Origin of the sequence: Streptomyces sp. NPDC126503 (assembly GCF_040302405.1) — a bacterium.
Taxonomy (GTDB): Bacteria; Actinomycetota; Actinomycetes; order Streptomycetales; family Streptomycetaceae; genus Streptomyces; species Streptomyces gulbargensis.
Map to the genome: position 1 here is coordinate 284,185 of NZ_JBEORS010000001.1, position 14,211 is coordinate 298,395.

Sequence of the window (14,211 nt, forward strand, 5' to 3'; positions counted from 1 at the left end):
CCGTAACGCCAGCGCCTAGGCTGGGGTCGTCAGGGGGACGAGCACCGACTCGTACGAACAGGGGGCATCCATGACCGAGAACCATCAGGGGAGCGTGCCGAGCAGGCAGCGCAAGCGGTTCCCCGGCATCTCCTCGCGGGCCTACGAGCACCCGGCCGACCGCTCCGCGCTGGTGGCGCTGCGGAAGCTCAGCGGCTTCGACACGGCCTTCAAGGCGCTCAGCGGGCTGCTGCCCGAGCGCAGCCTGCGGCTCCTCTTCCTCTCGGACTCCGTCCGGGTGAGCGACGCGCAGTTCAGCCACCTCAACGACATGCTGCGGGACGCCTGTTACATCCTGGACCTGGAGAAGGTCCCGCCGATGTACGTGACGCAGGACCCGAAGCCCAACGCGATGTGCATCGGCCTGGACGAGCCGATCATCGTGCTCACCACCGGTCTGGTGGAGCTCCTCGACGAGGAGGAGATGCGGGCGGTCGTCGGCCACGAGGTCGGGCACGCCCTGTCGGGGCACTCCGTGTACCGCACGGTCCTGCTGTTCCTCACCAATCTGGCTCTCAAGGTCGCCTGGATCCCGCTGGGCAACGTGGCGATCATGGCCATCGTGACGGCGCTGCGCGAGTGGTTCCGCAAGTCGGAGCTGTCCGCCGACCGGGCCGGGCTCCTGGTGGGGCAGGACGTGCAGGCCTCCATGCGGGGGCTGATGAAGATCGCGGGCGGCAACCACCTGCACGAGATGAACGTGGACGCGTTCCTCGCCCAGGCGGACGAGTACGAGAAGGCCGGTGACCTGCGGGACTCCGTCCTGAAGATCCTCAACGTGCTGCCGCGCTCGCACCCCTTCACCACCGTCCGGGCGGCGGAGCTGAAGAAGTGGTCGGAGAGCCGTGACTTCCAGCGGATCATGGACGGCCACTACCCGAAGCGCTCCGAGGACAAGGACGCTTCGGTCACGGACTCGTTCCGGGAGTCGGCCGGGCACTACGCCGACACGGTACGCACCAGCAAGGACCCGCTGATGAAGCTGGTCGGGGACATCGCGGGCGGCGCCGGGGACCTGGCGGGCGACCTGGGCGGCCGGCTGCGCAATCGGTTCGGCGGCGGCCAGGGCGGCGGCAGGACCGCGGACGGCGGCTCCGGCAGCGGCGAGGAGAAGGACGGGCCGGGCAGAGACGGTCAGGGCGAGGGCTGAGCGCCCGGCGCCAGCGCGCCGCAGAGCGAGGGGGCGGCGGGGCGGGCCGTGGCGTACGGGTCGGTGGCCCGCGCGCTGCCCGCTTCGGGGACGCCCGCTCCGGCCAGGAGCGGTGTCAGGGAGCCGGTGGTGCCGGCACCGCACGCCTGGGGGCCGGCCAGGACGGTGCTGGTGAGCAGTTCCGTCCGGTGCATGCGCAGGTCCTCGCGGTCGAAGCGGAAGTGCGTCTGCCGCTGGACGGTGAAGAGGGAGGCCCGTTCCGGTGGGGCGCCGGGGGCCCGCAGGGCGTAGGTGAACGTGTGGTCCGCGGTGACGTCCAGGGTCTCGGGGCCGGTCTCCTCGAAGCGGAGGGTGCCCTGGACCCGGACGGCGGGGTCGGCGAGGACGGCCCGCCGCGGGTCGAAGCGGACCAGCCAGCCCGCCTCGGCGTGGCGGCCGTCGTCGGCGGGGGTCTCCACGCTCCGGTCGAACTGGGGCAGCTGGTCGGGGTCGAGGAGGAGCCGCGCGGGCCGGACGGTGGCGCCGGACAGGACGCCGGGTTCCAGCGAGGAGGCGACGAGGTAGTCCTTGGCGATGCCGAGGGCGGTGACGACCTGGCTCTCCGAGAAGTGGGGGGTGCGTCCGGCGACGGGGAGATTGATGCCGGCCGCTCCGGTGCGGTGCTCGGCGGCGGGGCCGCGGGCGAACAGCCGGGCCGGTTCGCCGCCGGGGACGGTGCGCTGCGGGGCCAGCGGGACCACGGTGGTCCGCAGGGGGGCGGCCCGCTCGTCGGCGGGCGGCAGGTAGGGATTGCGGACGCCCAGGTAGATGGCGGTACCGAAGGCGAGGAGGATCAGCAGGACCAGGAGGAGTGCCTGGCGGGAGCCGCCGCCCCGGGCGACGGCGCCGTCCTCCCCGGGGGACCGGCTGCGGACGGCCTGGGCGTGCTCGCCCATCCGTTCCCGGGCGGAGAACTCCTGGAGGCGGGCAGCGCGGACGAACGACTCGTCGAAGACGACGGATCGGTACTCGTCCTCACCACCGCCGGGGAGCCCGTCGGGCGTCCCCTCAGGCGGGTCGCCACGCCCTGCCATACCTTCAGGGTAGGTCGGTCGGGGCTCCGGTAAACGCCGGGCGCGGGCGTACTTCGGCCGGGGGGGCGGAGGGTGCGTCCGGTCAAGGGGTGCGAGCGTGCGATCCCGGGGAGGCCGGCGGCGCCGCGTACTCGGGGCGGGCCGGTTCCGCCGAGGGGGTGAGGAGCGCGCCGGGCGCGTGCAGGGCGGGCGCGGCCGGCGGAGCGGGGTGCGGGTTCGGCTTGTCGACGCCGGTGGTGGCCGGGGGTGTGATGCGGTCCTGGCGGTGGGCGGTGGCGCCCCGGTAGACGGCGCTGAAGGCGAGGGCGACTATGCCGACGCCCATCAGGAGGGCGAGGAGCCAGGCGACGGGCCGGTGCCAGCGGGCGCTGCCCCGGTAGGGGCGCAGGGCGCCGCCGTACGGGCCGTAGGGGCTGGCGTCGTCGCCGATGTCGTCGGGCTCGTAGGTGAGGCCGGGGTCGTAGCCGTCCTCGCAGTAGTCCTCGTCGCCGTGTCCGCCGCCGGCGCGGGCCCGGGCGGATTCGGCCTCGGCGCGGGCCTGGGCGGCGGCCAGGAGCCGCTCGACGGCGGTCGGCTCGTGGACGGGTGCGGACCGGACGAAGTCCTCGTCGAAGACCACGGCGGCGAAGTCCTCGTCCGCGCCTCCGCGGTCGTCCCAGTCCTCGGGGTCCCGGCCGTCAGGAAACGGCCTGCCCCCCACGTCGTCCGGCACGTTCTCAGCGTAGCCCGGGCAGGGAGATTTGGGCAGGGAGAGTGCGAACCCTCCCCGCCCCGCCGAAAGGGGGTGTTTACCGGATGTGACCGTCGCCGGTGACGATGTACTTGGTCGAGGTCAGCTCGGGAAGGCCCATGGGGCCGCGGGCGTGCAGCTTCTGGGTGGAGATGCCGATCTCGGCGCCGAAGCCGAACTGGCCGCCGTCCGTGAACCGGGTGGAGGCGTTCACGGCCACCGTGGTGGAGTCGACCAGCTGGGTGAAGCGGCGGGCCGCGGCCTGGGAGGTGGTGACGATGGCCTCGGTGTGGCCCGAGGACCACATGCGGATGTGCTCGACGGCCTTGTCGAGGTCGTCGACGACGGCGGCGGCGATGTCGTAGGAGAGGTACTCGGTCTCCCAGTCCTCGGGCGTGGCCGGGACGACGGTGGCCTTGGAGCCCTCTGCGTGGGCGAGGACCCGCTCGTCGGCGTGGACGGTGACGCCGGCCTCGGCGAGCGCGGCCAGGGCACGGGGCAGGAACGCCTCGGCGATGTCCTGGTGGACGAGAAGGGTCTCGGCGGCGTTGCAGACGCTGACCCGCTGGGCCTTGGAGTTGATCAGGATGTCGACGGCGGTGTCCAGGTCGGCCTGGGCGTCGACGTAGACGTGGCAGTTGCCGGTGCCGGTCTCGATGACCGGGACGGTGGACTCCTCCACGACGGTGCGGATGAGGGAGGCGCCGCCGCGCGGGATGAGGACGTCGACCAGGCCGCGGGCCCGCATCAGCTCGCGCACCGAGTCGCGGGACTCACCGGGCACGAGCTGGATGGCGTCGGCGGGCAGCCCGGCGCCGCCGATGGCGTCGCGCAGGACCTTCACCAGGGCGGTGTTGGAGGCGTACGCGGAGGAGGAGCCGCGCAGCAGGACCGCGTTGCCGGACTTGAGGCAGAGCGCGGCGGCGTCGACCGTGACGTTGGGTCGGGCCTCGTAGATGATGCCGACGACGCCGAGGGGCACGCGGACCTGGCGGAGGTCGATGCCGTTGGGGAGGGTGGAGCCCCGGACGACCTCACCGACCGGGTCGGGCAGGGCGGCGACGTCGCGGACGTCGGCGGCGATGGCCCGGACGCGCTCGGGGGTGAGGGTGAGGCGGTCGATGATCGACTCGCTGGTGCCGGCCTCGCGGGCCTTGGTGATGTCCTCGGCGTTGGCCTCGACGATCTCGGCGGTACGGACTTCCAGGGCGTCCGCGATCGCCAGGAGGGCGTCGTCCTTGGCGGCGCGCGGGAGTGGCGCGATCTGCGCGGCGGCGCCACGGGCCCGGTAGGCGGCCCGGGTGACCGGGGTGAGGTTGTCGAGGGGCGTGAGCGAGGTCATGTCCGCAGGGTACTGGTACCTCTGCGGACATCCCTCACGTATCTCACGGCCGTCCCGCACTCCGAGACGGGCGTCGGCGCCCGGCGGGGCGGCTCAGTAGGGGTGGACGCCGACCGGGGCGGCCGGCGGCGGGCCGTACCCCTCCGCGATCCGCTGGTGGTAGGTCTCGCGGTCGATGACCTCCAGGCCGACGATCTCCCAGGGCGGCAGCTTCGCGGTCTGCCGGTGCTCCCCCCACAGGCGCAGGGCGACGGCCGCCGCGTCGTGCAGGTCGCGGGCCTCCTCCCAGTACCGGATCTCGGCGTGGTCGTTGGCGTAGCGGCTGGTCAGCAGGAAGGGGTGGTCGTGCGCCAGCTGTTCCAGACCCCGCCGCACCTCCTGCAGCGGCGACTCGACGCCGGAGACGCTGAGGGTGATGTGCCAGAGCTTGGACACGGGCCGTTCCTCGGCGGCGGCCCGTGCCGCGGGTGTCTCGGTGGTCCCTTCCGTCGTCCGGTCCGTGACCCTGTTCCGTGCCTGGTCGAAGTCGGCTCCGGCCTCGACACTGGTCAGGGCGCGTTCGCCAGTCCCGCGGGGCAGTGCCCCAGGGCGCGCTCGTCTCACCGGCGGCCTCCTGTGTGATGCGTGTGGTGCTGTACCCCGCCTTGCTGTTACCCCCGAGACAAAGTTGACCAGTCCGCGGCGGTTGATGGGGCGGTTTTGGTGAACGTGCCTTCCGGATGGCAGGACTTTCAGCCGTTTCGGAGGGGGTTTCGCAAGCGCTTCCGCCGCGATTTCCGGCCGCGTCCGCTCAGGCCAGGACCACGAGGTCGTCCCGGTGGACGACCTCGCGCGCGTACTCCGGGCCCAGTTCCCTGGCCAGCTCGTGCGTGGAGCGGCCCGTCATCCGGGGGATCTCCTTGGCGTCGAAGTTGACGAGCCCGCGGGCCACGGCCCGTCCCCCGGTGTCGCGCAGCTCGACCGGGTCACCGGCCACGAAGTCGCCCTCGACGGCCGCGACGCCCGCCGCGAGCAGGGACTTCTTGCCCTCGACGACGGCACGGACGGCCCCGTCGTCGAGGGTGAGGGAGCCCTGGGGGGTGGAGGCGTGGGCGAGCCAGAGCAGCCGGTCGGCGGAGCGGCGGCCGGTGCGGTGGAAGTACGTGCCGGTGTCGCGGCCCGCGAGGGCGTCGGCGGCGCGGCTGGCGGAGGTGAGGACGACCGGGATCCCGGCGGCGGCGGCGATCCGGGCGGCCTCGACCTTGGTGACCATGCCGCCGGTACCGACCCCCGCCTTGCCGGCGGAGCCGATCTCCACGTGCGCGATGTCCTCGGGTCCGGTGACCTCGGCGATCCGTGCCGTACCGGGCTTGGAGGGGTCGCCGTCGTAGAGCCCGTCGACGTCGGAGAGCAGGACCAGGAGGTCGGCGCGGACGAGGTGGGCGACGAGGGCGGCGAGCCGGTCGTTGTCGCCGAAGCGGATCTCGTCCGTGGCGACGGTGTCGTTCTCGTTGACGACCGGCAGCGCGCCCATGGCGAGGAGCTGGTCGAGGGTCCGGTAGGCGTTGCGGTAGTGGGCGCGGCGGCTGGTGTCGTCGGTGGTCAGCAGGACCTGGCCGACGCGGACCCCGTACCGGGCGAAGGAGGCGGTGTACCGGGCGACCAGGAGGCCCTGTCCGACGCTGGCCGCGGCCTGCTGCCGGGCGAGGTCCTTGGGCCGCCGGGTCAGGCCGAGCGGCGCGAGGCCGGCGGCGATGGCACCGGAGGAGACGAGGACGATCTCCTTCTCGCCGCCGCTGCGGACCTTGGCGAGCACGTCGACGAGGGCGTCCACGCGGTCGGCGTCGAGCCCTCCGGAGGCCGTGGTGAGGGAGGAGGAGCCGACCTTGACGACGATCCTCCGGGCCTCCGTCACGTACTGCCTCGCCGCGTCCGTCTCCACCGTCGTCACCTGCGTCGCCACCTGCGTCGTCCTCACTCGGCCGTCCCACGCGCCGCGCGCTCCCGGGGCCGCGGCTGCCAGGCAATCTACGCGAGTCGGGAGGGCTGCCGCTCGTCCATTCCGTTCCCTGGACCGGGCGGCTCCGGGCCGTCGTCGCCGGACCGGCGGGGCACGAGGATCCGCTGGGAGATGAGGTAGGTGAAGGGGATCGCGACGACGGCGGCGACGAGTGGCGCGATCCTGTCGTCCATTCCGGCCCAGGTGACCAGGGCGTACAGGCCGACGCTCTGCACCAGGTAGTTGGTGACGTTGGTGAGGGGGAAGAGGGCGAACTTCTTCCAGGTGGGGCGGGTGCGGTAGGTGAAGTAGGTGTTGAGGAAGAAGGAGCCGACCATGCTGAGGACGAAGGCGAGGGTGTACGCGGCGAAGTACGGCATCCAGGGGTGGAGCAGCAGGTAGCAGCCGAAGAAGGTGCCGGTGTTGACCCCGCCGACGAGCGCGAAGCGGACTATCTCGGCGAGCCGCGCGCGCCGCCCGCCACCCCGCCGCTCCCCGGCCCCGGACCGCCCGCCCTCGGACCGCCCGTCTCCGGACCGCCCGTCCCCGGACGCCTCGGACGCCCCCGGTGCCGCTCCCCCGCGCCTCACCGGTGGTCCCGCTCGGCCGAGGTGACGCGGATCCGCTCGGCGGCGGCCTGTTCGGCCGCGGCGCGGCCGAAGGAGCGGTGGGTCTCCTTCACCAGGAAGTGCGGCCGGCGCTTGGTCTCGTAGTAGATGCGCCCGATGTACTCGCCGATGAGGCCGAGCATCACCATCTGCACTCCCCCGAGGCCGACGACGATCGCGACGAGGGTGACGTAACCGGGCGCGGTGACGCCCTGGAAGAGGGCGGTGACGGTGATCCAGACCGCGTACAGGGCGGCCAGCCCGCTCAGCATGAGACCGAGCCAGAGCGCGATGCGCAGCGGCCGGTTGTTGAAGGAGATCAGCCCGTCCATGCCGTAGTTGAGCAGGGAGCCGAACTTCCACTTCGTCTCACCGGCCTCCCGGGCGGCGTTCTGGTAGTCGAAGGTGACGGTGTCGAAGCCGATCCAGGAGAAGAGGCCCTTGGAGAAGCGGTTGTACTCGGGCAGGGAGAGCAGGGCGTCGACGGCTGGCCGGGACAGCAGGCGGAAGTCGCCGACCCCGTCGGTGAGTTCGACGTCGACCCAGCGGTTCACGGCCCGGTAGTACAGACGGCTGAGCGCCGAACGCATTTTCTTGTCCCCGTCCCGGGTGCGCCGCGCCATCACCTGGTCGTACCCCTGGTGGTGGAGGTCGAGCATGCGGCCGAGGAGCTCGGGCGGGTGCTGGAGGTCGGCGTCCATGATGACGACGGCGTCGCCGCTGGATTTGCGCAGGCCGGCCAGCATGGCGGCCTCCTTGCCGAAGTTGCGGCTGAAGGAGGCGTACTGGGTGCGGTGCGGGTGCCGGGCGGCGATGGCGCGCAGCCGCTCGAGGGTTCCGTCGGAGCTGCCGTCGTCCACGTAACAGATCTCGTAGCCGACCGGGAGGCCGTCGAGTACCTCTCGCATACGTGTGTCGAATCGCTCGATGACGTCTTCCTCGTTGTAACAGGGGACGACGACGGAAAGCCTGGTCATTGAACGGTCACTCCAGAGGGCCGAGCGAGAGTACGTCCTGAGGGACCGCCACCGAACTCTCCTTCGAGCAGCCCGGTCACGGTACGGCGCGTGGGTGACCGGCGCGCATCGCGCGAGTGACCGCTCACGGTCGGCATGTCGTCCACGGAGCAAAGCATGCGGGGCAGATAGTGAGCCGCATGCCATTTTCACCCATTTGTCACCCGTAGAGGCGACCTTGGCCGCAGGAGCGATGACCGGTGAGCAGGACGACCTTCCCGGAGAACGACGGCGCGCACACACCGCCGGACCGTTCACAGGACGGTACAGGCGACGGCCCGGAAGAGGGCGGAGTCACGGCCGGACGGCCGGAAAGGAACGGCGCCCGCGAGGGCCTGCTGCGGCGCGCGGCGGCCGGGGCCGGACTCGTCACGATGGCGGGCGCCGGGGCGCTGCTCTCGGTCGGCGCCTTCCTCGGCCTGTACGTACGTCCGGTCTCCGACGACTGGTGCGCCCTCTGGAAGGCACGGGACCTGGGCGTCCTCGGCATCACGGCGGACTTCTACCGCACGCAGAACGGGCGGGTGACCAACGCCTTCCTGACCGGTGTCCTGTACGCCGACGACATGACGGGCCCCAAACTGCTGCCCGCCCTCCTCGTGGTCACGCTCGGCGCGGGCCTCTTCCTCCTCGCCCGTGAGGCGCTGCGCGCCCTGCGCCTGCCGGTGCCGGCGGTCGCGCTCGCGGCGGCGGTGACGGTCCTCGAGGCACTGCTGTTCTTCGCCGGCACGCGCCCGTACCAGGCCCTGCTGTGGGCGCCGGCCACGCTGTCCCACACCGTGCCGAGCGTGCTGGGTGTCTGGGCGGTGATCTGGGCCGTACGGGCGGCGCGCGGCCGGCGTCGGGCGCGCGGCGCGGCCGTGGCGGGCGCGCTGCTGGTCGGGGTGGCGGCCGGCATGCTCAGCGAGCCCTTCGTGGCGACGGCGGGGACGGCCGCGGCGGTGGTCGGCCTGCTCTGCCTGCCCGGCCTGGGCCGGGCGCGCGACCGGTACGCGACGACCTGGTGCACGGCCTGGTGCCTGGGGCTCGGCATCGGTCTGGTGCTGCTCACCACCTCGCCCGGCGCCCGGTGGCGGCGCGCCCAGCAGCCGGAGAAGCCTCTGACGGCCGGGGAAATCGGCGAGACGGTCCGGGACTGGCTGCGGATCTGGGAGACGATCGGCGGCCAGTGGGCGTACGCGGGGGCGCTGGCCGCCGGGGTGCTCCTGGGCCTCGCGGTGGCGCTCGCGGCCGGCGACCGCGGCCCCCGGAAGCGGCCGGGCGGCACGGCACGGCCGCCGCTGTGGCTGCTCGCGGTGCTGCCGGTGCCGCTGATCGCGCTGGCGAGCCTGGTGGCGGCGTACGGGCTGCGCAGCGGGTACGGGCCGACGGGGTGGACGTACGCGCGGACCTGGACCAGCTTCCTCGTCCCCTTCCTGCTCACGCTCGGCGCGTACGGGGCGTGGCTCGGCCACACCCTCGGGCGCCGCTTCGGCCCGGCCGCCCGCACCGCCGTGAGCCCCGGCCCGGAGCAGGCCCCGGAGGCTTCCGCCCCGCGGGCCCCCGGAATCCCCCGCGCCCGCCGCGACCGTGCCGTACGTCTCACCGTCCTCGTCCTCGCCGGGAGCCTCACGGCCGCGAGTCTGGCCGCCCTGGTGCCCACGGTGCGCACGACGGCCACCCAGACCGTGTCCCGCAGCGTGGCCTGGGACCGGCAGAACACCCGGATCCGGGCCGGCGTCGCGGACGGCGCCACCGAGGCCACGTACCGCCCGCTGCTCATCGGCGGGCTCGCGGAGCCGTTCTTCACCGAGGTGTACGCGCGCGACTGGGCCGCCCGGTGCGCCGCCACGTACTACGGCGTGGACCGGCTGCGGCGCGGCTGACCGGACCACGGCCGGGCCGGGTGCCCCCTTTGCCCAATTCCGGCGGTGGCAAATCCCTTCCAGCGGTGTGTTCCCCCTCACACACCCGGACCGGACGTAACAGGGTTTGGGGTAGGTTCTCGGCACATGTGCCGAGAACCTGCGCCCGTCGCGAGGTGGCGCCCCTAAGGGCGACTTACGGCGCCGGGCAATGGTTGTGTCGAGAGCGCCGCTCGCTCCGTCACGATCGGGACACGGCGCTCGCCGCCCGGGCGAAAGGCGCGGCAAACCAGCTGGGGAACACCAGGTAGCTTGGGTGTGTCTGGAGGAAAGACAAGTGGATCGAGGTGCAAGTGCCTGACGTCTCCGTGGTCGTCATCGCCTACAACGACGCAGAGCGTCTCCCGACGGCCGTTCAGTCGGTCCTGGATCAGACTCTGCACGGCGTCGAGGTCGTGATCGTCGACGACTGCAGCAAGGACAGCACCTTCGAGGTCGCCCAGGCGCTCGCCGCCGCGCACCCGGACCGGGTGCGGGCCTTCCAGCTGCCGCAGAACAGCGGCGGCTGCGGCGCGCCCCGCAACTACGGCATCCAGCAGTGCTCCGGCGCCTACGTCATGTTCCTCGACAGCGACGACGTACTGGAACGCAACGCCTGCCGCAACATGCTGGACGCCGCCGAGAGCACCGGCTCCGACATCGTCTCCGGCCTGTGCGTCCGCGTGCACCTGGACAGCCGCAACCAGAAGAAGACCGCCTGGTACCCGTGGCTCTACTCCAAGACCCGGACGATCGAGTCGATCACCGAGCTCTCGGACCTGCTGACGTTCGACACCCTGTCGACGAACAAGTGCTACCGCCGCGACTTCCTGCTGGAGAACGGCCTGGAGTTCCCGGTCGGCATCCACTACGAGGACCTGCTGTTCTCGGCGCAGGCCTACGTCGCCGCCCGCCGGATCACGCTCATCCCCAACACGGTCTACTTCTGGAACGTGCAGGAGAGCGCCGCCTCCAAGTCCATCAGCAACCGGCGCCACGAGATCGCCAACTTCGTCCACCGGATGGAGATCCACCGCCGCGTGGACGCCCTGCTGGAGAGCAAGGGCTACGACGAGCTCAAGTACCGCAAGGACATCAAGTTCCTCAAGCACGACCTCGTCCTCCACCTGCGCGACCTGCCGCTGCTCGGCGAGGACTACCGCCGCGAGTTCGCCGAGGTGGCCAACGGCTACCTCGCCGAGATCGACCCGCAGGCCTACGAGGAAGTGCAGCCGATCCACGCGATCTGCGCCTACCTGCTGAGCAAGGAGGACTGGGAGAACCTGCTCCCGGCCACCGAGGCGCTCACCAACCCGGGCCGCCTCACCGTCCCGCTCGCCGAGCAGGACGAGCGGATCTACTGGTGCGACCGCCACATCGACACCGAGCAGGGCCGCAGCATCCTGGACGTCACCGCGCGCGGCTTCCACACCCGGCCGCTCACCGCGCTCGCCCTGGGCAACCGCCTGACCTCGTACGAGAGCACCGACGGCGTCGTGAAGCTGGCGGGACGGATCGTCAACCCGCTGGGCCGCATCACCCCGGACGCGCAGATCAGCGCCGTCCTGGAGTTCTCGGCCCGCCGCAGCGTCGGCGGCAAGACCGCCCACATCCCGGTGACCTCGCTGCGCCACGCCGGCCGGTTCATCGAGTGGGAGGGCACCGCGGACATCGCCCGCGCCGTGCGCCCGCTCGGCATCATCGACGCCGTCTGGGACGTGCGGGTGATCCTCACGGTCGACGGCAAGCGCCTGCGCACCCGGGTCTCCGTCGGCGGCACCTCGCTCGACAACGCCCGCGCGCTGCGCGTCCGCCCGAAGCTCACCACGCTGGTCTCCGACCGTTTCGTCCCGGAGATCACCAAGAAGGGCAACCTGTCCTACGTCCTGTCCGCCGAGGGCAAGGCGGCCGTGCACACCTCGGCGGTGATCGAGGGCGCCATGCACGGGCGGACCGCGCAGTTCGCGAAGACGAGCCTGCGCCGCCTGCTCAAGGCGAAGAAGGACCTGCACTCGGGCGAGACCAAGCTGCGCGTCTACCACGAGTTCTACAGCAAGCTGCCGATCCGCAAGGGCCTCGTCGTGTTCGAGAGCCACCTCGGCAAGCAGTACAGCGACAGCCCGAAGGCCATCTACGAGGAGATGCGCCGTCAGGGCGTGGCCTTCGAGGCCGTCTGGTCGTACGCGGGCGCCCGGCCGACCGGCTTCCCCGAGGACGCCACGCTGGTCAAGCGCTGGAGCTGGCAGTACCTGCGGGCGCTGGCCCAGGCGGAGTTCTGGATCGACAACCAGGGCTTCCCGCTGCGCCTCACCAAGCGCCCCGGCACCACCTACATCCAGACCTGGCACGGCACGGCCCTGAAGCGGATGGGCTTCGACGAGCCCAACACCAAGGCCCGCGGCCTGGCCGCGCAGGAGTCCTTCCAGCGCGCCCTGGACCGGTTCGACCACTTCCTCATCCGCGGTGAGCACGACCGGCGCACCCTCGCGAAGGGCTTCCGGCTCCGCGACGAGGTCCTGCTGCCCGTCGGCTACCCGCGCAACGACGAGCTGGCCGCCGCCCGCCGCGCCGAGGCCGAGAGCGGCCGGCGCGAGCGCGGTCCGCTCGCGGAGGAGCTGGGCCTGGACCCGGACAAGAAGGTGCTGCTGTACGCGCCGACCTTCCGCGCGGCCCCCGGCGGCAAGGTGCGGGCCTTCCAGCCCCCCTTCGACCTGGAGGAGTTCGCGGAGCGCTTCGGCGACACCCACACGCTGCTCATCCGGACCCACTACCTGAACAGCGTGTCGCTGCCGCCGTCGGTCCGCGGCCGGATCGTCGACGTGTCGCGGCTGCACGACATCACGCCGCTGCTGGCCCTCGCGGACGGACTGATCACGGACTACTCCTCCGTGATGTTCGACTACGGGCTGCTCGACCGGCCGATGATCTTCTTCACGTACGACTACGACGAGTACGCCAAGGAGAACCGCGGCACCTACTTCGACCTGAAGGAGCGCGCCCCGGGCCCGGTCGTGGCCACGGAGGAGGAACTCTTCGGAGTGATCGCCAACTTCAAGGACGAGGCCGACACCAAGTACGCGGCGGCGCGCCAGCGGTTCAACGCAGAGTTCAGCGAGTACGACCGGGGCGACGCGGCCCGTCAGATCGTCGCCAAGTTCTTCACCAGGAGCGGGAAGTGACCAACCAGACCACCGTGTCCGGCGGCCGCGACATCTTCATCGTCTCCAACAGCGTGGACGAGATGGGCGGTGTGACCACCTGGACGCACCAGATGGCCCGGGAGTTCACCGGCCGCGGCCACCGCGTCCACGTCGTCGGCATCACCCCCGCCCCCGAGGGCCGGCAGCACGAGTTCCCCGAGCCGCTGCCGTACGGGACGACCACGCTGTACGACGCCCACCCGCCGCAGGTGAAGCCGCTGCGCGGCCTCAAGGGCAAGCTCAACGCGGTCGAGCGGCGGCGCCACGCCGCCCGCGCGGCCGGGATGCGCGAGCGCGCCGACCGGCTGACGGCGCTGTTCGCCGCCGCCCGGCCCGGTGCCGTGGTGATCGTGACCCAGGTGTGGGCGATGGAGTGGGTCTCCCTCGCCGACACCAAGGGCCTCGTCGTCATCGGCATGAGCCACGAGTCGTACGCCGCGAGCGCCGCCTCCTCCCGGCTCGCCCGTGTGAAGCGCTACTACAAGGACGTCGACCGGCTCCTCGTCCTCACCCCCGGTGACGCGGACCAGTGGATCCGGGCCGGCATGGACAACGTCGGCCACATGCCGAACGCCCTGCCCTTCATGCCCGAGAACCCGGTCCCGCGCACCGGGAAGATCGTCGCCTCCATCGGACGCCTCTCGCACGAGAAGGGCGTCGACATGCTGCTCGACAGCTGGGCGGAGATCGCCGGCCGCCATCCCGACTGGAAGCTGCGGATCTACGGCGCCGGTGACGAGGAGCAGGCGCTGCGCGCCCGGACGACCAGCCTCGGGCTCGACGGGTCCGTGGAGTGGATGGGCCGCACCAACGACGTGCTCGGCGCGCTCTCCGAGGCCTCGGTCTTCGCGCAGGCCTCCCGCGCGGAGGGCTTCCCGATCACCCTCCTGGAGGCGATGGCGGCCGGCGTGCCCTGCGCCGCGTTCGACTGCGCCCCGGGTGTACGGGAGATCATCCGTGACGGCGAGGACGGGCTGCTCGCGCGGCTCGGCAACGCCATGGAGCTCGGCGGGCACATCAGCACGCTGATCTCCGACAAGGAGCTGCGGGACCGGATGGGCGACGCCGCCTTCCAGAACGTGAAGCGGTACGCGGCGGACGAGATCACCGACCGCTGGGAGGCGCTGTTCGCCTTCCTGGAGCGCTGACGGCGCTCGCCGGCGGGCACGGCGTACGGGAACGGGCCGGGGAG

General features: G+C 72.1%; 11 protein-coding genes. 4 read left to right on the forward strand and 7 right to left on the reverse strand.

Going from position 1 to position 14,211, the window contains the following annotated elements:
- Positions 1-70 precede the first annotated feature (70 nt).
- Complete coding sequence (locus ABTY40_RS01445) at positions 71-1,189, forward strand: M48 family metallopeptidase (RefSeq protein ID WP_352057638.1); 1,119 nt, start codon at positions 71-73, stop codon at positions 1,187-1,189.
- Here ABTY40_RS01445 and ABTY40_RS01450 read toward each other — a convergent pair.
- The 7 genes from ABTY40_RS01450 to ABTY40_RS01480 form a co-directional block, all read right to left on the reverse strand.
- Entirely contained in the window at positions 1,174-2,262 is a 1,089-nt protein-coding gene (locus ABTY40_RS01450) for an SCO2583 family membrane protein (RefSeq protein ID WP_352057639.1), read from the reverse strand. The two genes, ABTY40_RS01445 and ABTY40_RS01450, sit on opposite strands and share 16 nt — an antisense overlap.
- Before the next feature lie 82 nt (positions 2,263-2,344).
- Positions 2,345-2,974, reverse strand: coding sequence for an SCO2584 family spore wall biosynthesis protein (locus tag ABTY40_RS01455; protein WP_352057640.1), 630 nt, complete (start codon positions 2,972-2,974; stop codon positions 2,345-2,347).
- Positions 2,975-3,050: 76 nt separating this feature from the next.
- Entirely contained in the window at positions 3,051-4,334 is a 1,284-nt protein-coding gene (locus ABTY40_RS01460) for a glutamate-5-semialdehyde dehydrogenase (RefSeq protein ID WP_352057641.1), read from the reverse strand.
- A 93-nt stretch (positions 4,335-4,427) separates the two neighbouring features.
- Positions 4,428-4,937, reverse strand: coding sequence for a DUF8830 family protein (locus ABTY40_RS01465; RefSeq protein ID WP_352057642.1), 510 nt, complete (start codon positions 4,935-4,937; stop codon positions 4,428-4,430).
- A 187-nt stretch (positions 4,938-5,124) separates the two neighbouring features.
- Positions 5,125-6,228 (reverse strand): glutamate 5-kinase, encoded by a 1,104-nt coding sequence (gene proB, locus ABTY40_RS01470; RefSeq protein ID WP_345283743.1) that lies wholly within the window; start codon positions 6,226-6,228, stop codon positions 5,125-5,127.
- Positions 6,229-6,341: 113 nt separating this feature from the next.
- Positions 6,342-6,767, reverse strand: coding sequence for a GtrA family protein (locus ABTY40_RS01475; RefSeq protein WP_352057839.1), 426 nt, complete (start codon positions 6,765-6,767; stop codon positions 6,342-6,344).
- A 131-nt stretch (positions 6,768-6,898) separates the two neighbouring features.
- Positions 6,899-7,897 (reverse strand): glycosyltransferase family 2 protein, encoded by a 999-nt coding sequence (locus ABTY40_RS01480; protein WP_352057643.1) that lies wholly within the window; start codon positions 7,895-7,897, stop codon positions 6,899-6,901.
- Between the two features lie 239 nt (positions 7,898-8,136).
- Here ABTY40_RS01480 and ABTY40_RS01485 point away from each other — a divergent pair, with 239 nt between their 5' ends.
- The 3 genes from ABTY40_RS01485 (at position 8,137) to ABTY40_RS01495 (ending at position 14,167) form a co-directional block, all read left to right on the forward strand.
- Positions 8,137-9,801, forward strand: coding sequence for a hypothetical protein (locus ABTY40_RS01485; RefSeq protein ID WP_352057644.1), 1,665 nt, complete (start codon positions 8,137-8,139; stop codon positions 9,799-9,801).
- A gap of 326 nt (positions 9,802-10,127) precedes the next feature.
- Positions 10,128-12,998: a bifunctional glycosyltransferase/CDP-glycerol:glycerophosphate glycerophosphotransferase gene (locus ABTY40_RS01490; RefSeq protein WP_352057645.1), complete on the forward strand. Its 2,871-nt coding sequence runs from the start codon at positions 10,128-10,130 to the stop codon at positions 12,996-12,998.
- Positions 12,999-13,060: 62 nt separating this feature from the next.
- On the forward strand, positions 13,061-14,167 hold the full coding sequence (locus ABTY40_RS01495; RefSeq protein ID WP_352057840.1) for a glycosyltransferase: 1,107 nt from the start codon (positions 13,061-13,063) through the stop codon (positions 14,165-14,167).
- Positions 14,168-14,211: the final 44 nt, after the last annotated feature.

Excerpts from the sequence above, each read along its gene's own strand:
- ABTY40_RS01445 (WP_352057638.1), top strand. The coding sequence starts at position 71 with ATGACCGAGAACCATCAGGGGAGCGTGCCGAGCAGGCAGCGCAAGCGG.
- ABTY40_RS01450 (WP_352057639.1), bottom strand. The coding sequence starts at position 2,262 with ATGGCAGGGCGTGGCGACCCGCCTGAGGGGACGCCCGACGGGCTCCCC.
- ABTY40_RS01460 (WP_352057641.1), bottom strand. The coding sequence starts at position 4,334 with ATGACCTCGCTCACGCCCCTCGACAACCTCACCCCGGTCACCCGGGCC.
- ABTY40_RS01480 (WP_352057643.1), bottom strand. The coding sequence starts at position 7,897 with ATGACCAGGCTTTCCGTCGTCGTCCCCTGTTACAACGAGGAAGACGTC.
- ABTY40_RS01495 (WP_352057840.1), top strand. The coding sequence starts at position 13,061 with ATGGGCGGTGTGACCACCTGGACGCACCAGATGGCCCGGGAGTTCACC.